The organism is Gilliamella sp. App6-5, from assembly GCF_001690525.1.
Classification (GTDB): Bacteria; Pseudomonadota; Gammaproteobacteria; order Enterobacterales; family Orbaceae; genus Gilliamella; species Gilliamella apicola_H.
The window spans coordinates 1-23936 of record NZ_LZGT01000060.1; the positions used below are offsets into that span (position 1 = coordinate 1).

Below are 23936 nucleotides of genomic sequence, written 5' to 3' on the forward strand. Positions count from 1 at the left end.
TGGCCAGCGTATAGGCGCAGGGCGATAGGGTTTTAAGGCTTGATAGGGAATGGCGGTAAAGGTGAGTTCATAAGCATCAGTGCGGTTACCCTGCCCTTGTACACTTAAAATAATCACACCGTCATTGATATCCGCCAGCGGACTGCCGTTGAGGTTAATCCATTGGCCGGGAGCAAGGTTATAGTGATTACTCTTGCCTTTGAGAATAATTTGCTGGCTAATAGCTTGTTCATGGCGAATACGGGCATACCACTGACCGCTTTCAATCTGATTCTCGTCATGCCTGTGATTCTCATTAGGATTATTGCCGTTATCACGATTAACATGGTTATCATCGTTATCGTTATTATCGCCACTATCTTGCGGTTTTTTTTGTCCGTTACTCTCTAAGCCTTTATAGTGCTCAGCATAGCGATAGTCGCTGCCATAGGTGGTAAGGTCTTTAGGTTGGGTGTTAACTTCCCCTTGTAAATGTGCCAAGGCATCACGGTAGTTATCGTCTTGTACCTTGACTGAGGAGACCACTACTTCGCTATGCAGGCTGATATCCCACACACTTTCAACGCCCGTATCTGCCATGCCACTGGGCGGTTTATAGTCAATATTAGCCACCTGCGCATAACCTTGTTCATAATCACTTAACACCATTACATCACAGTGGTGCTCGGCGTGCGTTTCAAAGCGAAACCAGATACCGACATCGGCCAATAAGCGTTGAATAAATTCAAGGTCACTTTCTTGCCACTGCGTGATAAACTCCCGCTCAGGATAGCTGTCTTTTAACTCTAAACGGTAATCAATGCCCGTCAAACCATGACTGCGTAGCACTTCTTCAACCACACTCACCACACTTTGCTGTTGAAATATGGCATTATGTTGCCCCACTGCGAGCCGTGCTAAGCACGATGATAACACCACTTGATAATGGGATTCCTCTTTATTGACGGATAACTGACTAAACTCAGTAATCACCCCATGCAAGGTGCGTTTATTCGTCAACGTGGGCAAATCACTTAATGAGCGGATAGCGGAAGTTAATGGTTTATTGATAACGGGATTAAAGGAGAAGGTCGATTTTTGATTAAGAAAGGAATCAGGCGATAAGGTTTTGTCAGTACTGGTAAAGGAGATTACATAACGCCAAGGCTGGTTTAACGACTCATTACCCTCAACATGTAAAACCGAAATCGGCGCCCCCAGCCCGTCAACCGTTAAGGTATAGCGATTATGGCTAACGCCCCCTAAGCCCGCCATTAAATCACTAAACCCGTCACCGAGCTGGCTCAGAAGACGATTAAGTTCATTTGACATGTTTTCCTCCTCCTTATATCCATTTTATAAAAATTAATCGGTGTTATTTTTAGTTATTTTTTTATTTAACACTGATATTTTCATCATTAAGTTCAAATAACAGACAGCTGAACTAAAAATTGTACACTGTTTTAGTGGGAAATTTAATCTTTTTTAAAAAAATGTTAAATAACTATTGTTTAATATGAATAATTTCAGTGAGTTAAATCAGTAACTGATAGCGGCTTAATCCCTTTATTAAACAAGCGATTTAAGCAACTCAATGGCTTATCAATGAAATTGATTAAATGATTAAATTTAAAATAATTTCACGCTGAAACGGTATAGAATCCTGAATATTTTTAACAGGAATTAATCTATTTTTAATTTGTTTAAGAAGAGTGATAAATTTCGAATAAAGCAAACACTCATTCAGTCTATTTATTTTAAACGAATGGTAAAGCCAAAAAATAGGATGCCTACTTTATAAGCTGTATTTAAGATAGCCACATTGTTCACTTTCTTTTATAATGTTGTTCTATTTTTTAACCTATGTTTGGCTTAAAAAGAGTAATTAGCATGAAAATTTTAGCTGGCTGTTCTGCTTTATCTGCATTTCGTATTAGTAAAATCTTATCTACTTGTTGTGAAAAATCCATCCCTGTTATCGATATTGAAGCCCAATACCTCCATTTTGTTGATTTGGCAGGTGAATTGACGGTTGAACAACAGCTAACTTTAGATAAATTATTACAATACGGTCCTAAAACCGCACAAATCAATATCAAAGAGATATCCAGCAAGCAACTTTTTTTAGTTACTCCAAGAGCTGGGACAATTTCGCCTTGGTCGTCAAAAGCGACGGACATTGCGCATAATTGTGGTTTGTTACAGATTCGCCGTATTGAGCGGGGAGTCGCTTATTATGTGCAAGTGAGTTCACCGTTAAACGATTCACAAAAAAATGATTTTTTATCATTGATTCACGATCGCATGATGGAAGCCGTTTTTAGTCGTATTGAGCAAGCCGAGCAGTTATTCCATGTTGAGTCACCAACACCTGTGACAACCGTTGATTTATTAGGCCTGGGGCGCAAGGCCTTAGAAGACGCTAACCTTAAATTAGGTTTAGCGTTAGCATCTGATGAGATTGATTATTTAGTCGAAAATTTTAAAAAATTAAATCGTAATCCGACTGATATTGAACTTTATATGTTTGCGCAAGCCAACTCTGAGCATTGTCGCCATAAGATTTTTAATGCTGATTGGATTATTGATGGGGTAAAGCAGCCTAAATCACTGTTTAAGATGATCAAAAATACCTTTGAACACACCCCTGATTATGTTTCGTCCGCTTATAAGGATAATGCTGCGGTGATGGATGGGTCGAAAGTTGGGCGCTTTTTTGCGGATAATGAGAATAAAACCTACAGCTATCATCAAGAATATGTGGATATTTTAATGAAAGTTGAAACGCATAATCATCCAACTGCCATATCACCTTGGCCGGGTGCAGCAACTGGGAGTGGGGGTGAGATTCGTGATGAAGGGGCAACAGGACGCGGGGCTAAACCTAAAGCTGGTTTAGTGGGTTTTTCGGTTTCTAATTTGCGGATTCCTAATTTTGAACAACCTTGGGAGCAAGATTTTGGTAAGCCTGATCGTATTGTCAGTGCGTTTGATATTATGATGGAGGGGCCTTTAGGGGGAGCAGCGTTTAATAATGAATTTGGTCGTCCGGCTTTATTGGGTTATTTTCGGACTTATGAAGAGCGAGTAAATAGCCATAATGGCGAAGAAGTGAGAGGTTATCATAAACCGATTATGTTAGCGGGTGGTATAGGTAATATACGCCGTGAACATATTCAAAAAGGTGAGTTTCCTACTGGATCTAAGCTGATTGTATTAGGTGGTCCTGCGATGAATATTGGCTTAGGCGGTGGGGCGGCGTCGTCTATGACATCAGGTCAATCTGATGCGGATCTGGATTTTGCCTCTGTTCAGCGCGATAACCCTGAAATGGAGCGCCGTTGTCAAGAAGTTATCGATCGTTGCTGGCAACTAGGCGAAGATAATCCTATTTTATTTATTCATGATGTTGGTGCTGGCGGTTTGTCTAATGCGATGCCTGAGCTGGTTAGTGACGGTGGTTGTGGTGGTCAATTTGAGCTTCGTAAAATACTTAGCGATGAACCGGGGATGTCCCCACTAGAAGTCTGGTGTAATGAATCGCAAGAACGTTATGTGCTCGCTATCCATCCAGATAAATTGGCACTGTTTGATGAGCTTTGCCAACGTGAGCGGGCGCCTTATGCGGTGATTGGTCAAGCAACTGCCAATAAAGCTGTTACTTTGCATGATGATCATTTTAATAATAATCCAATTGATCTGCCATTGAATGTGCTCCTTGGTAAAACACCTAAAATGCAACGAAATGTTAAGACCCATCAGGCACATGGCGATAATTTTTCAACTGCTGATATTAATTTATATGATGCGGTTAAACGGGTTTTACATTTGCCAACGGTTGCTGAAAAGACCTTTTTAATCACCATTGGCGATCGCTCTGTGACAGGGATGGTATCGCGCGATCAAATGGTTGGCCCATGGCAAGTGCCTGTTGCTGATTGTGCGGTTACAACTGCAAGCTTAGATAGCTATTATGGCGAAGCTATGTCAATCGGTGAACGTGCCCCCGTTGCTTTGCTTAACTTTGCCGCCTCGGCAAGGCTTGCCGTTGGCGAGGCGATTACCAATATTGCTGCAACGAATATCGGCGATATCAAACGTATCAAGCTTTCAGCTAATTGGATGGCCGCCGCTGGTCACCCAGGCGAAGATGTCGGTATTTATCAAGCAGTTAAAGCCATTGGCGAAGAGTTATGCCCAGCATTGGGACTGGCGATCCCGGTTGGTAAAGATTCGATGTCGATGAAAACCACATGGCAAGATGATGGTGAACAAAAAGCAGTGACATCGCCGTTATCGTTGGTGATTTCGGCATTTGCGCGTATTGAAGATGTGCGTAAAACCGTGACACCACAATTGCGTACCGATCAAGATAATACGTTATTGTTGGTTGATTTATCGAAAGGTCATCAAGCATTAGGCGCAACGGCACTTGCGCAAGTGTATCGTCATTTAGGCCAACAAACAGCGGATGTTCATGATCCTAAAGAGCTGCTTGCTTTTTATCAAGCCATTCAAGCTTTAGTCAGCCAAAATGTGTTGTTAGCTTATCATGATCGTTCCGATGGGGGGCTGTTTGTGACATTAGCCGAGATGGCCTTTGCTGGGCATTGTGGTGTTGATGTTGATATTTCTCAATTAGGCCAAGATGTGATTGCTTCGCTATTTAATGAGGAGCTTGGTGCTGTTATTCAAGTGGCCAATAGTTGTTTAGACGAGGTGAGGGCTTACTTTAAGCAGTTTGGCTTATCCCATGCGGTTCATGCTTTGGGTAGTGCTAAAGCAGGACAACAATTTATTGTGCGTAACAAATCTGCTGTGGTTTATAGTGAGTCGCGCTCAATGTTAAGAACATGGTGGGCCGAAACGACTTGGCAGATGCAACGTTTACGTGACAATCCTGAGTGTGCGGATCAAGAACACCAAGCGAAACAAAATGAAAATGATCCTGGCTTAAATGTGCACTTAACTTTCGATCCACAAACGGATATTGCTGCGCCTTATATTGCGAAAGGCACAAAACCTAAAGTGGCCATTTTGCGTGAACAAGGTGTTAACTCGCATGTCGAGATGGCCGCCGCATTCGATCGAGCTGGTTTTGAGGCCATCGATGTACATATGACTGATTTACTCTCAGGTCGCATTACGCTTAACCAATTTAGTACACTGGTTGCTTGTGGTGGCTTTTCTTATGGCGATGTGCTAGGCGCGGGTGAAGGTTGGGCTAAATCGATTTTATTTAACGAAAAGGTGCGCGATGAATTTGAACAATTTTTTCATCGCAAAGATACGTTATCATTAGGGGTTTGTAACGGTTGTCAGATGATGTCGAATCTGAAAAATCTGATTCCTGGTGCTAATTTGTGGCCTCGTTTTGTGCGTAATTTGTCAGAACGTTTTGAAGCGCGCTTTAGCTTGGTGCAAATTCAATCAAGCCCTTCGTTGCTGTTTACTGATATGGCGGGTTCGCATATGCCAATTGCGGTTTCACACGGCGAAGGGCGTGTTGAGGTTTGTGATGATACGCATCTAACTAATTTAGAAACATCAGCATTAATAGCGGCATGTTATATTGACCATTATGGCAAAGTAACACAGCAATACCCTGCCAATCCCAATGGTTCGCCAAATGGTATTACTGCGGTGACATCTGAAGATGGGCGAGCAACCATTATGATGCCGCATCCAGAAAGGGTATTTAGAACAGTTGCTAATTCATGGCATCCAGATAATTGGGGTGAAGATAGCCCTTGGATGCGAATGTTCCGTAATGCTCGCAAACAATTAGGTTAACTAACCGATATATCGCTGGTACTATTGTTGGCGATATATTTATCTTCATTTATTTGTTAGGAAATAACTTGTCGTTTTCTTACAAGTAATAAATATTATTTGGGAAAAAATATCGATAAGATTACCGTATTAGCTATATTGAGGATAGGCTATATCTGAAAAGACAGTGTAGTTCATTGGGTGACTGTAGCAAAATCCTCCACCTTTTGAAGTGGAGGAAGATATCAAAAAAATTACGCTTTAGGTGGTTGTTTTTGTCTTTCAGTTAGTGGTTTAGCTAACTGGCTATTCATTTTTTGTAACACTTGCTCGGTGGTTTGCCAATTGATACAAGCATCGGTTACTGACACACCATATTTAAAATTTTCTTGCGGTTGTTCAGAAGATTGGTTGCCTTCAAACAAGTTACTTTCAATCATCACGCCAATAATTGAATTATTACCATGCTTGATTTGTTCAATAATTGCGTCGGCAACAATCGGTTGATTGCGATAATCTTTATTGGAATTGGCATGGCTACAGTCAATCATTAAGTTAGGTAATAACCCTGCTTTTTTCATTTGAATTTCACATAATGCGACATTTTCAGCATCAAAGTTAGGTGTTTTACCGCCACGCAAAATAACATGACCATGAGGATTGCCCATTGTTTGTAAAACGGTCACTTGCCCTTGTTGATTAATGCCTACAAAACGATGAGGCATAGAGGCTGATTTCATGGCGTTAATGGCAACATCCAAACTACCATCTGTGCCATTTTTAAAACCGACAGGCATCGAAAGCCCTGAAGCCATTTCTCGATGGGTTTGTGACTCTGTGGTTCTTGCACCGATTGCTGACCAGCTAATTAAATCAGCAATATATTGTGGTGTATTAGGATCTAATGCTTCGGTTGCAATAGGTAAGCCAATTTCAGCAATATCGAGCAGTAATTTACGTGCTTTTTTTAGTCCATGCTCAATATCAAATGAGCTATCCATATGAGGATCGTTAATCAAACCTTTCCAACCAACAGTGGTTCTTGGTTTTTCAAAATAAACACGCATAACGATAAATAAGTGATCCTTAACTTCGTCTGAGAGTTTTTTTAATTTATGCGCATATTCAAGTGCCGCAATAGGATCATGAATAGAGCAAGGACCACAGACGATAAGTAATCGGTGATCTCGCCTTTCTAAAATATCCACAACAGTTTGACGAGATGAGGCTATTTGTTTTTTTAAATCTTCAGAAAGAGGATAAAGCTGTTTAATTTCTTCGGGGGTGATTAACATGTGTTCGTCTCGGATTCGGACATTATTTAGGGTATCTTTTAACATTTTATTTTCCTTGTTAAAATCATTTATACTTTATATGTAAAATATTAATTACATAAACGCTTATTATGTAAACACAAAATTACATAATAGTAAATGAAATTTTTACTGTTTACTAAATGATTCATTTTTATATTTTGTGACCTGATAAAAAGATACTTGCAAAACGGGTATCTAAACAAACCAGATCTAAAATTTTGTAATCAAATGTTTACATTTCGATAAGTTGTAGGAAAACACCGAGTTGTCTACACTTCATGATTAAAATAATCCGCTAAAAATGCATAAAGTGTTTTACCTGAAATCACATTATGCGGTTTAACCGTATTATAAAGGTTAATAAATCGCTTAACCTTTTATTTTTTATCTTTTGAATTGCTAACTATTGTTGATTAGGTTACTTCTTCATAAATTTCCGTATCAGGCTTTCGGCTTTGCCATTCGTTTGTGGGCAGGCAGGTTTTGTGAATTTTTGATTGATAGGATGGTTATCACTCGTTTTAACGGATAGATATCGAAGTCTCAGTTAATCACGAAACGGTATAGAATCCTGAATATTTTTTACAAAAAATATAACCGAAAAAGTGAACACCTTTCTTTATTAAAGTACCTATCTCTTACGGCTTTGCCATTCATGTGTGAACAAGCCGGTTTTGTGTTTTTTGATTGATACCATGGTTATCTCACGTTTTAACGAATAGATATCGAAGCCTCAATTAATCACGAAACGGTATAGAATCCTGAATATTTTTTACAAAAATTACAGCCTAAAAAGTGAATAGTTATATAAATACCCCATAGTGAGTATACAATTCATGTAGAAAATTACGCTGTCTGTTTTTAGTGTTTTATATTTAATAAATGGCATATTATTGAATGCCTCATGGGGTCTTTCGGGGTTATAAATGAAATGTTCTAAATAAATGCGGTCAAATGTCACCCAGATAGGTTTTTTATCACGTTTAGCTTGCCATCTTAATTTATTTTCAATGGGATTTTGAACTTTAACCAGATGTTTAATGTCATAAATGATGGTTTCATAATATTATTTCTTACTGGTTAAAGGGACATAGCTTCAATAGGGATTTTTTAGCACGTTATAAATAGTCGAATGATTGATCATAATATGTTTAGACAAATCAGTGACGGTTATTTTTCTTTATGATATAAGCGCCATATCGCTTGTTTGTGATACGGCGTTAGTTTTGTTATATATATTCATTAACGTAGTTGCTTAACTTACTATCAACGATGCGACTAGTTTTATCAATCATTGATTAAGTAAGTTGTATAGATTGAAATACCACGTCTTTATCAATGCCATCCATTACTTCAGCGTGCCCAATTTTAGTGGGTACAACTAGCCGTAATTGTCCAGATAGTACTTTTTTGTCTCGTAACATGTGTGGTAGGTAAGATTCAATCGGCATTGTTGTTGGTCTGTTAACTGGTAGCTTAGCGCGAATTAATAAGTTTTTAATCCGTTCAATATCTGCTTGGGTTAATTTACCAAGTAATTTTGCGGTTTGTGCAGCCATTAGCATACCGACACTGACGGCTTCGCCATGTAGCCAGTTTCCATAGCCTAATTCTGCCTCTATCGCATGACCATAAGTATGACCAAGATTTAAAATGGCGCGCATGTCTTGTTCAGTCTCATCAGCAGCCACCACTTTTGCTTTTAGTTCGCAGCAATGGTAAATACAGTAACTTAATGCGTTAACATCTAAATTTAATAAATCTTCTATATGCTGTTCTAACCAATTAAAAAATTCGGGGTCTAAAATAATACCGTATTTTATCACTTCAGCAAGTCCTGCCGAAAGTTCTCGTTGCGGTAATGTTTTTAAACAATGGAGATCAATGACAACTGATTGCGGCTGATAAAATGCGCCAATCATATTTTTACCCAGTGGATGATTAATCGCGGTTTTGCCACCTACAGATGAGTCAACTTGGGATAGTAGTGTTGTGGGTACTTGAATAAACTTAATGCCACGTTGATAAGCTGAAGCGGCAAATCCAGCAACATCACCAATTACGCCTCCACCTAATGCAATCAGTATTGAGCTTCGGGTATGATTATGGGCAAGCAAGGCTGTGAGTATCGTATTCCATGTTTCCATCGTTTTATACTGCTCACCATCAGGAACAACGACTGAATCGGTCTTTATACCATGCTTTTCAAGCATATCAATTAATGTTTGTAAATAAAGAGGCGCGATAGTTTCATTCGTAGCAATGAGCACGCGTTGACCAGCTTGGAGTTTAAAATGTTGAAATTCGCTTAGTAGATTTTCACCAATAGTGATTGGGTAACTGCGTTTAGCTAATGCCACATTTAATATTTTTTGCATAATAATTTCCAGACAAGTCAAAGCCAATTTATTGTTGCATGTTAGCGATAAAAAAGTGGCAGTGCAACTTAGAATCATTTAAACTTAATGATAATTTCGATTTGTGATATTAAATTTTATATGTCTTTATCTATTGTTTTAGCACAAAAAAATTGGCGTGTGGGCGATATTGAAGGGAATGCTCAACAGATTGTTGAGCTAATTAGTCGCCATTCGTCCGACGACCTCATTGTTTTTTCTGAACTTGCTTTATGCGGTTACCCTCCTGAGGATTTAGTATATCGATCCGATTTTAAAGATCGCTGTCAAAGGGCACTTGCTTTAATTCAACAAGCTAGTGAACACTGTGCTATTATTGTTGGGCATCCACATTGGCAAGATGAGCATATTTATAATGCCCTTTCGTTTTTTTGTGATGGAAAATTGCTGGCTTGTTATCATAAACAGTTATTGCCTAATTATGATGTATTTGATGAAAAACGTTATTTTACTGCCGGTGATCAAACTTGTGTTATAAACTTTAAAGGTCAAAAGATTGGTTTGTTAATTTGTGAAGATCTTTGGCAAAATCAACCAATCGATGATATTAAACAAGCTCAAGTTGATTTTGTAGTGGCAATTAATGCTTCGCCATATGATTATGAAAAACAGCAACAACGATATGATTTAGTTAAACAGCATGCAAAACGCACCGGTTTAGCCATTGTTTATGTCAACCAAGTTGGCGGGCAAGATGAGTTAGTCTTTGACGGTGGATCTTTTATTTGTAATGAACACGGTGAAATTGTTTGTCAGCTAAATTCATTTGAAGAACAAATTGTCGCTTTTCAATTGGGTATAAATCATCCCGCAATAATTGATAAGAATGAAAATAATCAATTAGCTTCAGTTTATGATGCATTAGTACTTGCAACTCGCGATTATGTGACTAAAAATGGCTTTCAAGGCGCAGTATTAGGGCTTTCTGGCGGTATTGATTCTGCTTTAACGCTTGCTATTGCGGTTGATGCTTTAGGTAAAGATAAAGTGCAAGCGGTGATGATGCCGTTTCGTTATACAGCCGATATTAGTATTGCAGATGCCAAAGAAGAAGCCGAAATATTAGGGGTTGAATTTGACATTGTTTCAATAGAGCCGATGTTTGATGCGTTTATGTCATCGCTAAGCCCACTGTTTTTAGACACACAAAAAGATACAACGGAAGAAAACCTGCAAGCCCGCTGCCGTGGTGTTATTTTAATGGCACTGTCAAATAAGCGTCGTAGTCTAGTGCTAACAACGGGTAATAAAAGTGAAATGTCGGTAGGTTATGCAACCCTTTATGGCGATATGGCTGGTGGTTTTGATGTGCTGAAAGATGTCCCTAAAACCATGGTGTTTGCGTTGTCAAAATACCGAAATACGCGTTCTTATGTGATTCCTGAGAGAGTGATAACACGACCACCTTCAGCGGAGTTAGCACCTGATCAGAAAGATGAAGATAGCTTACCTCCTTATGATATTTTAGATGGCATTTTGAAAGGTTATATAGAGCAAGATCTTTCCATTGAACAACTTATTGCACAAGGTTATGATGAGGCGACAGTAAGACGTGTTATTAAATTGGTGGATATGAATGAGTACAAACGACGTCAATCAGCAGTTGGTCCTAAAATCACCACTCGTAACTTTGGCAAAGGTCGACGTTATCCAATCACTTCTGCTTTTGGGTTTAAAAATTGGTAATTTTGAATTAAAGGAAAATAGATATGAAAAAAATTGAAGCAATTATTAAACCATTTAAACTTGATGATATTCGAGAAGCGCTTGCCGAGCAAGGTATTACCGGTATGACAGTAACTGAAGTTAAAGGTTTTGGGCGGCAAAAAGGTCATACCGAGCTTTATCGTGGTGCAGAATATATGGTTGACTTTTTACCCAAAGTGAAAATTGAGCTAGTTGTTTCAGATGATATTTTAGATATGTGTATCGAAACTATTATGAAAACCGCTCAAACGGGTAAAATCGGTGATGGCAAAATTTTTGTTTATAATGTTGAGCAAGTCATTCGTATTCGCACGGGTGAAATGGATGATTTAGCGATTTAATTTTAATTATTGAAGAATGTCTGGTCGTTCTTGCTTGAGTAGTTCAGGGGTTACAATACCTTGAATAGAACAAATAAGAAGATTCATATTTGGACTTTTTTCAAGTAATAGTAGTTTTTCAGTAGTATTCGGTGCTGGAATGGTTTTTACTCCAACAACAGTACCAGTATTTTTATGCCAGGTTTGGATGTCATCATTAATACTTCGAACCTTTGGATTTCCGATATAAAGTAGGTTATCTTCCATATTTTTCCAATCTATAAACCCCAATGTCTCTTTGATTTGATCAATATCATTATCGATGATAAATCCCCAAAAATAATATTTTCCCATTTTACCAAGATCCATAGCACTATCATAATAGCCTGTAATTGTTAGGTTTTTATAAGTCATGGGGGTTTTGAAATTAACATGGTTTTTGGCGATATCTGAACGATTTTCAACAGGAATGTAAGCTTGGTTTTGGTTAAAATTTTTGACGTCAGTGTATTTTTCTAATTCATTTTTATGGGTATGAACTTGTTTAAAAAATTCAGGGGTACAAAGTATTAACGAATCAATTAAGGGTAATTTATCGGCAGATGCGACAAAAGAGTAAAACATAAGAAATAAAGCAAAAATGTTTTTTATCATGTTGATTCAATTTGACAAAAATTAAGTACCATTAAGTTAACTAGTTTTGATTGTATAATTATTACGACAGAATAACAATGTTAAAGCTATTTTTCTTTTGTTAAGAATTATTAAGATTTATTTTTTTCTTAATGCTATTTTTTTACAAAAATTGTTTCAATTTCACAAAAATATAATTTATCAAGTAATAATATATTTAATCTTTATATATGGAATGCAGATCCCATAATTATGAATTTATTTAGAAATAGTTTGAATATAGCGTAGCTATAATTTAGATTAACCAGTAAGTTATTTCGGTTACTTAATAAAGTTCAGATGGAAATTAATTATGTGCTCAATATTTGTAAATCGAATTTTAACAGTACTTTCTGACATTGAAGATATTTCAATCAAAACATTTTTTGGTGGATTTAGCGTTAATAGTAAAGATACAATGTTTGGCTGGATTACCCAAAAAGATTTTTATTTAAGAGGGCATCCTGATTATCGCTCACTTTTTATTGATTTAGGTATGCAGCCGCTGAGTATAACAACGGGGATGTCAACGAAATTACTTGATTACTATAAAGTTGATGAGGAACTTTTTAAAGCTCAAGAAAAATTAGTTACTATGGTAAACATGGTGATCACATATACTAAAAAGGAGCTACATGAAAAAAATGAAATTAAGGCAAATCGAATAAAAGAACTACCCAATATGACATTGTCATTAGAAAGGTTGTTGTGCAGTGTTGGCATCAAAGATGTCGAAACATTCCAACAAGTAGGGTATTTAAGTGCATATTATAAGATAAAAAAGAAAAAGGAAGCCATTTCAATGAATATATTGTTTGTTTTATATAGTTCATTGAATCGATTTCATGTTGCCACTTTATCAAAGGAAACTAAAAAAGAAATTGAGCTTGAATACCAATTTTTTTTAGAGCGGATGAATAAAAATTTACAAGAAGAATAAATTTGGCACGCCAAGTTAATTACAATAGATTAGTAATATCACAAAAAGCTACCTAAAAATAATTTATAGCAAAGTATCATTGCATTATTAGCTAACTTTTTATGATGATATTAATTCCCTACCTAATATATCTAGTTTGAAGATTTTCTACGAGGTGGGCGCCTAAAAGGTTTTGGCGTTGGTAAATCAACCAATAATGCTGAAGGGTCATATTGGCTCACGGGAATAGCATGATCAATTGCTTTTTCAATAGCAGGCAAATTTTGCGAATAACGTTCACAGGCTAACGAAATCGAGTAACCTTCAGCTCCTGCGCGCCCTGTTCGTCCAATACGATGTCGATAATCATCACAATCATCAGGTAGATCATAATTGAAGACGTGGGTAACATTAGGAATGTGTAATCCTCGAGCCGCGACATCGGTGGCGACTAAAATATCAAGGTGACCTTGGGTAAATTGTTCTAAAATTGATAAACGTTTTTTCTGGGCAATATCGCCGGTTAATAATCCAACGCGATGACCATCTGCAATAAGATGTCGCCAAATCTTTTCGCAAGTTACTTTGGTATTAGCAAACACAATGCAACGATCTGGCCACTCTTCCTCAATGAGAGTTTGTAAAAGTGCTAATTTATCTTCATTAGATGGGAAAAATAGCTCTTCTTTGATGCGATGACCAATTTTTTGTTCCGGTTCAATTTCGACATATTGTGGATTGTTCATATGTTCAAAGGCTAATTCACGTACATTATGTGTTAATGTTGCAGAAAACAACATAGTTAGCCTTTTTTGTGGTGGGGTCATATGTTTGAAAACCCAACGTATATCGCGGATAAATCCTAAATCGAACATGCGATCCGCTTCGTCTAACACGACCACTTGAATTGCGTCTAAATTAATGTAATTTTGCTTAGCATAATCAATCAATCGCCCTGTTGTTGCAATTAAGATATCGACACCAGTAGAGAGTGTTTTTAATTGCTTATCGTAGCCATCGCCACCGAAAGCTAACCCTAATTTTAAGCCCGTTTCTTCAGATAAAACTTCAGCATCATGATAAATTTGTACAACTAATTCACGTGTTGGTGCAATAATAATAGCTCTTGGTTGATTGGTTTTGTGATCGGGCAAAGGTTCATGGTTCAACAAGTGATTAAATGTTGATGCCAAAAATGCCATAGTTTTGCCGGTTCCAGTTTGTCCTTGTCCAGCAATATCAGTTCCTTTAGCGGTTAATGGTAATGTTTTTTCTTGAATAGGGGTACAATAAACAAACCCTTTTTTCTCAAGCGCTTTTAACACTAAAGGATGAAGGGGAAATTGACTAAAAGTTGTTTTGGTAAGATATGATTGAATCATTATGGTTGCGGATATAATTATCAGAATTTTGAGATTATAACATACTAAATACAGTGACATCACTAATAATTATATCCTATTATACTAATTACTAGTCGAGTAATTTAAACTCATCTATTATTGCATTAAGTAAAATATGTTGGAGGTAAAAATGAGTAATAATATCGTTCAGTTATCGGAAGCTACTTTCGATAGAACAATTAATGAATCAGCAAAACCAGTGCTTGTTGATTTTTGGGCCTCTTGGTGTGGACCTTGTAAAATGATTGCTCCGATTTTGGAAGAAATAGCTCAAGAATATGCTGATAAAATCGTTATTGCTAAATTAAATGTTGAAGAAAACCCAAATGTAGCACCTAAGTTTGGTATTCGAGGGATTCCTACCTTATTGATTTTTAAAAATGGACAAGTGGTTGCCACTCAAGTAGGGGCTTTATCTAAAGCTCAGCTTAAAGATTTTATCGATCCGCAATTATAATAGATATCCTATATTTGGATACGAGTTGTTAAAAGAGTAATGAGTTATATATTACTCTTTTGGATCCTATCTTTTTACTAGGTTTAGCAACTTAGAATAACTAATTCAATTAAATATAGACATATTAGTATTTTTAGTGTAAATTGCTAGCCTCTTACAAATATTCCTTTCTACAAATTCATTGTTTTATTGGTAAAGTGGTGAAATTCTATATCCAGATCTTCAATTATCATCAAAAGCTTATTAATCGATTGAATTTATGTGTTGTAAGAGAGCGAATTTTTTTATAAGTAAATGAAACAAATAGACAAAAATAATATTAATTGCAAACATATCAATTTTATCCTCAAGAATTTTTAAAATTATGAATTTAACTGAATTAAAAAACACTTCTGTCTCTGAGCTTGTAGCGCTTGGTGAAAAAAAAATGGGGCTTGAAAATCTAGCCCGACTTAGAAAACAAGACATTATTTTTGCAATCTTAAAGCAACATGCCAAAAGTGGTGAAGATATTTTTGGTGATGGTGTACTGGAAATTTTGCAAGATGGATTTGGCTTTTTGCGTTCAGCTGATAGTTCTTATTTAGCTGGACCAGATGATATTTATGTGTCGCCAAGTCAGATTCGACGATTTAATTTAAGGACTGGTGATACCATTGCGGGTAAAATCCGTCCGCCAAAAGAAGGTGAACGATATTTTGCTTTGTTGAAAGTCAACGAAGTCAATCACGATAAGCCTGAAGACGCCCGCAACAAAATTCTTTTCGAAAACTTAACGCCACTTCATCCCAATTCTCGTTTAAGAATGGAACGAGGTAATGGTTCAACCGAAGATATCACAGCAAGAGTGCTTGATTTGGCATCACCAATAGGTAAAGGACAACGTGGTTTGATTGTTGCACCACCAAAAGCAGGTAAAACAATGCTTTTACAAAATATTGCTCAAAGTCTAGCAGTCAATCATCCTGAATGTGAATTAGTGGTATTGATGATTGATGAGCGCCCAGAAGAAGTGACCGAAATGCAACGCCTAGTTAAAGGCGAAGTCGTTGCTTCGACTTTCGATGAGCCAGCAGCAAGGCACGTTCAAGTCGCTGAAATGGTAATTGAACGTGCAAAACGTTTGGTTGAACATAAAAAAGACGTGATTATTTTATTAGACTCAATCACCCGTTTGGCTCGTGCATACAATACGGTTGTTCCATCATCCGGTAAAGTATTAACTGGTGGTGTCGATGCTAATGCGTTACATCGTCCAAAACGCTTTTTTGGTGCGGCTCGTAATGTCGAAGAAGGTGGTAGTTTAACTATTATTGCAACTGCGTTGATTGATACGGGGTCTAAAATGGATGAAGTTATCTACGAAGAGTTCAAAGGTACGGGGAATATGGAAGTCCATTTATCTCGTAAAATTGCTGAACGTCGTGTGTTCCCTGCGATTGACTTTAATCGCTCTGGTACTCGTAAAGAAGATTTAATGACTTCACCAGATGAACTACAAAAAATGTGGATTTTACGCAAAATTCTTAACCCAATGGGCGAGACTGATGCGATGGAGTTTTTGATTGACAAACTTGCCATGACTAAGACCAACGATGAGTTTTTTGAAATGATGAAGCGTTCATGATTTGCTCAGTTGTTAGTAAATATCATTAAAGTAATGAAAAAGAGCCGTATTATATTCTGATACGGCTTTTTTTATGGCAAAATATAGCGTAATTTATAAAACTTAATTAAGTTTTAGATGTTGTTAAAAAGCCTTATGGTTAAGGTTATAAAGGTTTAATAAAGGAGCCAACTCATGTCAAAACAACAAATCGGTGTTATTGGAATGGCAGTTATGGGGCGAAATCTTGCGCTCAATATTGAAAGTCGTGGATTTTCTGTTGCTATTTATAATCGTTCTAAAGATAAAACAGAGCAAGTCATGGCTGAACATTCTGATAAGCAATTGGTTCCTTATTTTACCATTGAAGATTTCGTTAATTCTTTAGAAAAACCACGTCGTATCCTAATTATGGTTCAAGCAGGTAAAGGTACTGATGCTGTAATTGATGAACTACGCCCACTTTTAGATAAAGGCGATATCATTATCGATGGTGGTAATGCTTATTTTGAAGATACAATTCGCCGTAATAAAACGTTATCAGCTGAAGGGTTTAACTTTATTGGTGCGGGTGTTTCTGGTGGTGAAGAGGGGGCACTCAAGGGCCCATCAATTATGCCAGGCGGACAAAAAGAGGCTTATAAATTAGTTGCACCAATATTAGAGCAAATTGCCGCTAAGGCTAGCGGTGAACCTTGTGTGACTTATATCGGTCCAAATGGGGCAGGCCATTATGTGAAAATGGCTCACAATGGTATTGAGTATGGCGATATGCAACTGATAGCGGAAAGCTATTCGGTGTTAAAGCATGCCGCGGGTTTAACTAATGATGAACTTGCTGACGTTTTTACTGATTGGAATAAAGGTGAATTAGATAGTTATTTGATCGAAATCACTGCCGATATCTTCAAGCATAAAGACGAAGAAGGTAATTATTTAGTTGATGTGATTTTAGATGCTGCAGGCAATAAAGGAACAGGTAAATGGACTAGCCAAAGCGCTTTAGATTTGGGTGAGCCTTTATCATTAATCACTGAGTCTGTATTTGCTCGTTATCTATCTGCAATTAAAGATCAGCGAGTTGCGGCAGCAAAAGTGTTAAAAGGTCCGCAAAAAGAGCCTTATAGTGGTGATAAGAATGAACTGATAGAGAAAGTTCGTAAAGCTCTCTATATGGGTAAAATCATCTCTTATGCGCAAGGTTTTGCACAATTAAAAGCCGCCTCCCATAAATATCAATGGGATTTAAATTATGGTGAAATTGCTAAAATTTTTAGAGCAGGGTGTATTATTCGTGCACAATTCCTACAAAAAATTACCGATGCTTATGCTGATAATAATGAGATTGATAATCTGCTATTAGCACCATATTTTAATCAAACGGTCGAAGCTTATCAACAATCATTGCGTGATGTGGTGTCTTTAGCCGTACAACAAGGTATTGCTGTTCCAACACTTTCGGCGGCTATTGCTTATTATGATAGCTATCGTTCAGCGGTATTACCCGCTAATTTGATTCAAGCACAACGAGATTATTTTGGTGCTCATACTTATCAACGTATTGATAAAGAAGGTGTGTTCCATACGGATTGGCTAAATATTGAATCATAATTTGTTTGATTAATAATCTTATTTTGGTATACAAAAGTGCAAGTAAGCTTTGCACTTTTGTTTATTTGTTTTTCTAGTGGATTTATTTCTTTTTTCCCGTCTTATATCTTAGTATTTCATAAATGCTTGTCATTATTGACTTTAAACTTGTCAAGTTATTTTATTTATTAAAAAACCTAGAAAAACACTATATATGGTGTATAATTTTAAAATGAATACTATATATAGTATTCATCTAAGCGATGTGAAAACTCAGTTTTATATCATAAGAGAGTAATAATTACAGGAATATTTTTAGTGATATAAAACCTATGCCAATTGCTAATTATTAATGAATATTGAGGAGATGTATGCCTGTTGTAATTAAACGTGATGGTTGTCAAACTGCATTTAATGAGACTCGAATCAAAGATGCCATTGTCAAAGCTGCAGTGGCGGCCAATGTTCATGATCCAGATTATTGTGCAACGGTTGCTCGTGTTGTTACCAATCAAATGACTGAGCGAGAAAGTGTCGATATTAACGAAATTCAAAATGCGGTTGAAAATCAGTTGATGTCAGGCCCTTATAAAAAATTAGCAAGAACTTATATTGAGTATCGCCACGATCGTGATCGCGCTCGTGAAGAACGTAGCCTTCTAAATCAAGATATTCGTGGACTAATTGAGCAAAGTAACGTTGCTATTTTAAATGAAAATGCTAATAAAGATAGTAAGGTTATTCCTACTCAACGTGATTTACTCGCTGGTATTGTGGCAAAGCATTATGCTAAACAATATTTATTACCAAAAGACATTGTACGCGCTCACGATTGTGGTGAAATTCATTATCATGATTTAGATTATGCGCCATTTTTCCCGATGTTTAACTGTATGTTAATTGATTTAGATGGTATGCTAACTAACGGATTTAAAATGGGTAATGCTGAAATTGAGCCACCAAAATCAATTGCGACAGCGACAGCAGTCACTGCGCAAATTATTGCACAAGTCGCTAGCCATATTTATGGTGGGACGACTATTAATCGCATCGATGAAGTTTTAGCAAAATTTGTTACCATCAGTTATAACAAACATAAACAAGTGGCAGAAGAGTGGAATATCCCAAATTCCGAAGATTATGCTAAATGCCGAACTCAAAAAGAGTGTTACGATGCGTTTCAATCTCTAGAATATGAGGTAAACACTTTACATACTGCTAATGGTCAAACGCCGTTTGTTACTTTTGGTTTTGGTTTAGGAACAAGTTGGGAATCACGCTTAATTCAAGAATCTATTTTAAAAGTTCGCATTAAAGGACTTGGTAAAAATCATAAAACGGCTGTTTTCCCGAAATTGGTTTTTGCAATTAAAGAGGGTATTAATCATAAACTAGGTGATACTAATTATGATATTAAACAACTTGCCTTAGAGTGCGCAAGTAAACGTATGTACCCAGATATTCTAAACTACGATAAAGTTGTCGAGGTAACTGGCTCATTTAAAACGCCAATGGGCTGCCGAAGCTTTTTAGGTGTTTATGAAGAAGAGGGGCAATTAATTCATGATGGTCGTAATAATTTAGGTGTAATTAGTCTAAACTTGCCGCGTATAGCCATTGAAGCTAAAGGCGATGAAACGCGTTTTTGGGAAATTTTAGATAAACGTTTAGCGCTATGTAAAAAAGCGTTAATGACGCGTATTGCTCGACTTGATAGCGTAAAAGCACGTGTTGCTCCTATTTTATACATGGAAGGTGCTTGTGGTGTGCGGCTTAACGAAGACGATAGTGTTTCTGAAATTTTCAAAAATGGTCGTGCTTCAATCTCTTTAGGTTATATTGGAATCCATGAAACCTTAAATGCACTTTACGGATACCAAACTCACCCATTTGATAGTGATAAATTACGTGAAAAGGGGGTAGAAATTGTTGGGCGTTTACGTAAAGCGGTAGATCAATGGAAGAGCGAAACTGGTTATGGTTTTAGCTTATATAGCACACCAAGCGAAAATTTATGTGATCGATTCTGCCGACTTGATACAGCTGAATTTGGTGTAATTCCTGGTGTTACTGATAAAGGCTATTATACAAACAGCTTTCATCTTGATGTCGAGAAAAAGGTTAATCCATACGAAAAAATCGAATTTGAAAAAACGTATCCTTCTATCGCAAATGGTGGATTTATTTGCTATGGTGAATATCCAAATATGATTAACAATATCAAAGCATTAGAGGATGTATGGGATTACAGTTATACTCGAGTGCCTTATTATGGAACTAACACGCCCATTGATGAATGTTATGAATGTGGTTATACCGGTGAATTTTTGTGTACAAGTAAAGGCTTTGTTTGCCCAAGTTGTGGTAATCATGAATCTTCAAAAGTGTCTGTGATTCGCCGTGTTTGCGGATACTTAGGTAGCCCTGATGCTCGTCCTTTTAATGCTGGAAAACAAGAAGAGGTGAAACGTCGGGTTAAACATTTGAATAATGGTCAAATTGGTTAATAATAAATGCGATACTTATGAATTATCATCGTTATTATCCTGTCGATGTTGTTAATGGTGAAGGAACTCGCTGCGTGCTTTTTGTCGCTGGTTGTGTACATCAGTGCCCTGGTTGTTATAACAAAAGTACATGGGGAGTAAATTCTGGTTTGCCATTTACGCAATCGCTTGAAGATCAAATTATCAAAGATTTACAAGATACCGAGATAAAACGGCAAGGGTTATCGTTATCTGGCGGTGATCCTTTGCATCCACAAAATGTCCCAACGATATTAAGACTGGTTCAACGCGTTAAAGCCGAGTGTGACAGTAAAGATATCTGGCTTTGGACTGGGTATAAACTTGATGAGTTAACCGTCGAACAACAAGCCGTTATTCCTTACATTGATGTGCTAATTGATGGAAAATTTATACAAGAACTTGCTGATCCTCGCTTATTGTGGCGAGGAAGCAGCAATCAAGTTATTTATCGTTTTAAATAAAAAATTGGGTTATTTTTGTGACTTATGTAAATTTAAAAGATAAGAAATTGCCTCACGATAATTAATTTCAAGATTTTCACTGCTGGATGATGTGATATGTAAATCGGTTATCTTACCGTTATCAATACCGTAAACCCAACCATGTAAATTCACTTTTTGACCTCGTTGCCATGCTGATTGGATTATTGTGGAGTGGCCAAGATTGTAAACTTGTTCAATTACATTGAGTTCACATAACACATCTAAGCGGATATCGGGTGGAAATTGACCCAGTAGTGAGCTGTTTCGAAACCACAGATCACGAATATGCAGTAGCCAGTTATTAATTAACCCTAAATCAGGATTTTCAACCGCATCACGAATTCCACCACAACCTAAATGACCACAAACAATGATATCCTCAATTTTAAGTACATCTACAGCATATTGCACTACTGATAAACAGTTGAGATCGGTATGAATAACAAGATTGCCTACGTTTCTATGAACAAATAGCTCACCTGGTTTTAACTGGATAAGTTTTTCTGCTGAAACACGGCTATCTGAACAACCGATCCATAAAAATTTTGGATTTTGTGCAACGGCAAGCTGTTTAAAAAATTCAGGATCTTCTTGCTCAATTTTTTCTGACCATTCGTGATTAAAACGAATTAAATCTTCGACATCAAACATAATTGATATTTCCTCATATATTTCATTATTATTCTTATACTATGCTTATTTTTGATTTTATGTTACTCAATTCTTTCAATATGCTGAATCTTGCTTTTCATTATCAATTTACGCCATAAAGGGGTTGTTAATAGTTTAGCTTTGAAAATTTTGCAATAAAGTTTTAATCGTAGTGGAATTGTGCGTTGATAATAACATTTATTAGGTTTGGGGTGGTGGCTGTTTAAAATTTTACTTAAAATTTCAGCACTATCCAAAGCATAGCTAATACCTTCTAAAGAACTTGCACTAATAAAACCAGCTGCTTCACCAATTAAAAAGATATTCTCATTGCCAGTGTAAAAATCACGCAATCGATTTGGGTAAACGACTAAACACTTTTCTGTTTTTAGCGGTTTACCGAAAATGAATCCTTGTATTGCTAATTTTTCTTTTAATTTTTCAAAATCTTGATTTGCTACTTTTTTGGGGAAAGCGCCACCGAAAATAAAATAGCCATCTTTCGAAATGCTCCAAGCGTAGCAATTTGTCGATTTATTATCAAATACACACGAATTAAAAGGATTTGGATGCAGTTCTGGAAACCATTGCTGTATCGCCACATATTGTCTTATTGTATGCTGAGGATATCGCATCCGCCTAACAAGGGAATTGGCGCCATCAGCACCGACCACATATTGTGCGGTGATATTGTGTTCAGTTTTATTTTCATCTTGATAGGTAATTTGATAACCATCAATGATACGTCTAACTTCTTTACAAAGTGTATTATGAAGGACGGTGACGTTTGATGGTATTAGTGATTTTAGCCATAGATCAAATTTATGCCTATCGAAACTCACATAACTTCGTTGATAATTCCGAACAAGTTTGGTTTGTAAGTCATAAGTTTTGACACTAAAAATTTGAGGATTCGTTAAAATATCAGTTGGTAAGTTCAAATTTTGCCGAACAAAGGCCTTCTGTGCATCATCTGCTAATAGTCCACCACAAGGTTTATGAAATCCTCCATCTCCTGTCTGATGTTTTGTATCTAATGCAATGACTTTAAACGATGGGTTAAGTAAACGAGCTAGTGTACTGCCAGCCGGTCCAAGTCCTATGATTGCGATATCGTAATCCATGTTATTGTGTTGCTTGTCTTATCATGTTTAAAAGGCGGTTATGGTAGCAAATTAAATTAAGTGTGGCTATTAGAGATGTGAGTTTCTCTATGCCAGTTAACTTGTAAAGAAGTTTCAGGAAAGTATGTGTTTCAGTATAAAAATAGGATGTGAATTTGCCTTTTTAACGTATTAATTTTTGTTATTGGTCTGATACTGTTTTTAAAAACGATTTATTTAATTCATCAAATGGCGACGTACGACTGATAATTACCAATCGAGATATTCTTTCTGCTAAATTTTGCCAAGGAGAACCATAGTCAAATCCCGCGACTTTATGTACACCTTGAACTATCCATCGTTGATTGTTATTTTTGATAGCTAAAACACCTTTGTAGCGTAACATGTTGTTACCATATTGTTTGACTAAGCTCTCCATAAAGGTGCCAATCTTTTTCAGGTCGAGCTCGCCAGCTTCAAAAAGAGAAGAACAAATATTATTACCCCCCTAATGTAGCTTGTTTTTGGATTGGTAGTGGTTTTTTAGTTGGGTTGATAACAAAAAAGCCTTTATTTATTGTTAGTTCATCGCTGAGATCAAAGACATGTATATCAAGCCATTGTGATTTTGGTATTTGCCCTTTTATAGCTTCAAAGACGGTGGCTTTATGATTGATTTTATGAATTGGATTAATCATTTCGGCTTTTGTTGATCACTAATACAGTCAGTTTTAGTTAAAGTAATTCGCTCTGCAAAACCAATTTGTGAAAGGGTTACCGGATGTTCATTAAGGTGTTTTAAAATATGATTGGCATCGACAGGAGTAATAATTCCATCAAGTTGAATGGTTTCTCGAATTAAATCATCAATAAAAAAGGCTTGAATGATTGGCGCTGGATCGGCAAGTCCAGTTGTTTCGATAATCAGTCGATCAAATTCGTTTTCGATTAGATTTATTTCTAGTTGATTTAAATGAAAGTAGAATTTCAATTTTTTCATGAAATACATTTATC

19 protein-coding genes are annotated in these 23936 nt (G+C 36.7%); 9 read left to right on the top strand and 10 right to left on the bottom strand.

What is annotated here, in order from left to right; genetic code table 11:
* Positions 1-1311, bottom strand: a 1311-nt coding sequence (locus A9G24_RS07260) for a type VI secretion system Vgr family protein (protein WP_141673110.1), incomplete at its 3' end; no start/stop codon positions are given.
* A 558-nt stretch (positions 1312-1869) separates the two neighbouring features.
* Here A9G24_RS07260 and purL point away from each other — a divergent pair.
* Complete coding sequence (purL, locus tag A9G24_RS07265; protein ID WP_065638411.1) at positions 1870-5772, top strand: phosphoribosylformylglycinamidine synthase; 3903 nt, start codon at positions 1870-1872, stop codon at positions 5770-5772.
* Between the two features lie 233 nt (positions 5773-6005).
* Here the strand turns inward: purL and A9G24_RS07270 are convergent, their stop codons facing one another.
* On the bottom strand, positions 6006-7091 hold the full coding sequence (locus tag A9G24_RS07270) for a 3-deoxy-7-phosphoheptulonate synthase (protein ID WP_065638412.1): 1086 nt from the start codon (positions 7089-7091) through the stop codon (positions 6006-6008).
* A 1274-nt stretch (positions 7092-8365) separates the two neighbouring features.
* Positions 8366-9445 carry a 3-dehydroquinate synthase gene (aroB, locus tag A9G24_RS07275; RefSeq protein WP_065638413.1) on the bottom strand — a complete coding sequence of 360 codons (1080 nt, stop codon included), beginning with the start codon at positions 9443-9445 and terminating at the stop codon, positions 8366-8368.
* A 120-nt stretch (positions 9446-9565) separates the two neighbouring features.
* Here aroB and A9G24_RS07280 point away from each other — a divergent pair, with 120 nt between their 5' ends.
* Positions 9566-11170, top strand: coding sequence for an NAD+ synthase (locus tag A9G24_RS07280; protein WP_065638433.1), 1605 nt, complete (start codon positions 9566-9568; stop codon positions 11168-11170).
* Between the two features lie 23 nt (positions 11171-11193).
* The gene (glnB, locus tag A9G24_RS07285; RefSeq protein ID WP_065638414.1) at positions 11194-11532 is read left to right on the top strand and encodes a nitrogen regulatory protein P-II; all 339 of its coding nucleotides are present in this window, start codon (positions 11194-11196) and stop codon (positions 11530-11532) included.
* Positions 11533-11538: 6 nt separating this feature from the next.
* On the opposite strand, the gene A9G24_RS07290 is transcribed toward glnB, so the two are convergent.
* Positions 11539-12165 carry a hypothetical protein gene (locus A9G24_RS07290; protein ID WP_065638415.1) on the bottom strand — a complete coding sequence of 209 codons (627 nt, stop codon included), beginning with the start codon at positions 12163-12165 and terminating at the stop codon, positions 11539-11541.
* 331 nt (positions 12166-12496) lie between these two features.
* Here A9G24_RS07290 and A9G24_RS07295 point away from each other — a divergent pair, with 331 nt between their 5' ends.
* Positions 12497-13123, top strand: a complete 627-nt coding sequence (locus tag A9G24_RS07295; RefSeq protein ID WP_065638416.1) for a TfoX/Sxy family protein — start codon at positions 12497-12499, stop codon at positions 13121-13123.
* 131 nt (positions 13124-13254) lie between these two features.
* On the opposite strand, the gene rhlB is transcribed toward A9G24_RS07295, so the two are convergent.
* Positions 13255-14484 (bottom strand): ATP-dependent RNA helicase RhlB, encoded by a 1230-nt coding sequence (rhlB, locus tag A9G24_RS07300; RefSeq protein ID WP_065638417.1) that lies wholly within the window; start codon positions 14482-14484, stop codon positions 13255-13257.
* A gap of 151 nt (positions 14485-14635) precedes the next feature.
* On the opposite strand from rhlB, the gene trxA reads away from it, so the two are divergent.
* The 5 genes from trxA (at position 14636) to nrdG (ending at position 21147) form a co-directional block, all read left to right on the top strand.
* The gene (gene trxA / locus A9G24_RS07305; RefSeq protein ID WP_065638418.1) at positions 14636-14962 is read left to right on the top strand and encodes a thioredoxin TrxA; all 327 of its coding nucleotides are present in this window, start codon (positions 14636-14638) and stop codon (positions 14960-14962) included.
* A gap of 364 nt (positions 14963-15326) precedes the next feature.
* Positions 15327-16589 carry a transcription termination factor Rho gene (rho, locus tag A9G24_RS07310; protein WP_034910472.1) on the top strand — a complete coding sequence of 421 codons (1263 nt, stop codon included), beginning with the start codon at positions 15327-15329 and terminating at the stop codon, positions 16587-16589.
* A gap of 174 nt (positions 16590-16763) precedes the next feature.
* On the top strand, positions 16764-18179 hold the full coding sequence (gene gndA / locus A9G24_RS07315; protein ID WP_065638419.1) for an NADP-dependent phosphogluconate dehydrogenase: 1416 nt from the start codon (positions 16764-16766) through the stop codon (positions 18177-18179).
* A 350-nt stretch (positions 18180-18529) separates the two neighbouring features.
* On the top strand, positions 18530-20665 hold the full coding sequence (nrdD, locus tag A9G24_RS07320; RefSeq protein ID WP_065638420.1) for an anaerobic ribonucleoside-triphosphate reductase: 2136 nt from the start codon (positions 18530-18532) through the stop codon (positions 20663-20665).
* Between the two features lie 17 nt (positions 20666-20682).
* Positions 20683-21147: an anaerobic ribonucleoside-triphosphate reductase-activating protein gene (gene nrdG, locus A9G24_RS07325; RefSeq protein WP_065638421.1), complete on the top strand. Its 465-nt coding sequence runs from the start codon at positions 20683-20685 to the stop codon at positions 21145-21147.
* Between the two features lie 9 nt (positions 21148-21156).
* Here nrdG and can read toward each other — a convergent pair whose 3' ends face one another.
* From can to A9G24_RS07350, 5 genes are all read right to left on the bottom strand, one after another.
* Positions 21157-21819, bottom strand: a complete 663-nt coding sequence (gene can, locus A9G24_RS07330) for a carbonate dehydratase (protein ID WP_065638422.1) — start codon at positions 21817-21819, stop codon at positions 21157-21159.
* 62 nt (positions 21820-21881) lie between these two features.
* A complete protein-coding gene (locus A9G24_RS07335) occupies positions 21882-22943 on the bottom strand; it encodes an FAD-binding protein (protein WP_065638423.1) in 1062 nt (353 codons plus the stop codon).
* Positions 22944-23124: 181 nt separating this feature from the next.
* Positions 23125-23418 carry a GTP-binding protein gene (locus A9G24_RS07340; RefSeq protein ID WP_335340087.1) on the bottom strand — a complete coding sequence of 98 codons (294 nt, stop codon included), beginning with the start codon at positions 23416-23418 and terminating at the stop codon, positions 23125-23127.
* Positions 23419-23422: 4 nt separating this feature from the next.
* Entirely contained in the window at positions 23423-23620 is a 198-nt protein-coding gene (locus A9G24_RS07345; RefSeq protein WP_065638425.1) for a hypothetical protein, read from the bottom strand.
* Positions 23617-23922 carry a GTP-binding protein gene (locus tag A9G24_RS07350; protein WP_218056246.1) on the bottom strand — a complete coding sequence of 102 codons (306 nt, stop codon included), beginning with the start codon at positions 23920-23922 and terminating at the stop codon, positions 23617-23619. Before A9G24_RS07350 ends, A9G24_RS07345 begins: the two co-directional genes overlap by 4 nt.
* Positions 23923-23936: the final 14 nt, after the last annotated feature.

Coding starts and splice junctions, on each gene's coding strand:
- can (WP_065638422.1), bottom strand. CDS start 21,819: ATGTTTGATGTCGAAGATTTAATTCGTTTTAATCACGAATGGTCAGAA.
- rho (WP_034910472.1), top strand. CDS start 15,327: ATGAATTTAACTGAATTAAAAAACACTTCTGTCTCTGAGCTTGTAGCG.
- glnB (WP_065638414.1), top strand. CDS start 11,194: ATGAAAAAAATTGAAGCAATTATTAAACCATTTAAACTTGATGATATT.
- nrdD (WP_065638420.1), top strand. CDS start 18,530: ATGCCTGTTGTAATTAAACGTGATGGTTGTCAAACTGCATTTAATGAG.
- purL (WP_065638411.1), top strand. CDS start 1,870: ATGAAAATTTTAGCTGGCTGTTCTGCTTTATCTGCATTTCGTATTAGT.
- rhlB (WP_065638417.1), bottom strand. CDS start 14,484: ATGATTCAATCATATCTTACCAAAACAACTTTTAGTCAATTTCCCCTT.
- nrdG (WP_065638421.1), top strand. CDS start 20,683: ATGAATTATCATCGTTATTATCCTGTCGATGTTGTTAATGGTGAAGGA.
- gndA (WP_065638419.1), top strand. CDS start 16,764: ATGTCAAAACAACAAATCGGTGTTATTGGAATGGCAGTTATGGGGCGA.
- A9G24_RS07270 (WP_065638412.1), bottom strand. CDS start 7,091: ATGTTAAAAGATACCCTAAATAATGTCCGAATCCGAGACGAACACATG.
- A9G24_RS07345 (WP_065638425.1), bottom strand. CDS start 23,620: ATGATTAATCCAATTCATAAAATCAATCATAAAGCCACCGTCTTTGAA.
- trxA (WP_065638418.1), top strand. CDS start 14,636: ATGAGTAATAATATCGTTCAGTTATCGGAAGCTACTTTCGATAGAACA.
- A9G24_RS07280 (WP_065638433.1), top strand. CDS start 9,566: ATGTCTTTATCTATTGTTTTAGCACAAAAAAATTGGCGTGTGGGCGAT.
- aroB (WP_065638413.1), bottom strand. CDS start 9,445: ATGCAAAAAATATTAAATGTGGCATTAGCTAAACGCAGTTACCCAATC.
- A9G24_RS07335 (WP_065638423.1), bottom strand. CDS start 22,943: ATGGATTACGATATCGCAATCATAGGACTTGGACCGGCTGGCAGTACA.
- A9G24_RS07295 (WP_065638416.1), top strand. CDS start 12,497: ATGTGCTCAATATTTGTAAATCGAATTTTAACAGTACTTTCTGACATT.
- A9G24_RS07350 (WP_218056246.1), bottom strand. CDS start 23,922: ATGAAAAAATTGAAATTCTACTTTCATTTAAATCAACTAGAAATAAAT.
- A9G24_RS07290 (WP_065638415.1), bottom strand. CDS start 12,165: ATGATAAAAAACATTTTTGCTTTATTTCTTATGTTTTACTCTTTTGTC.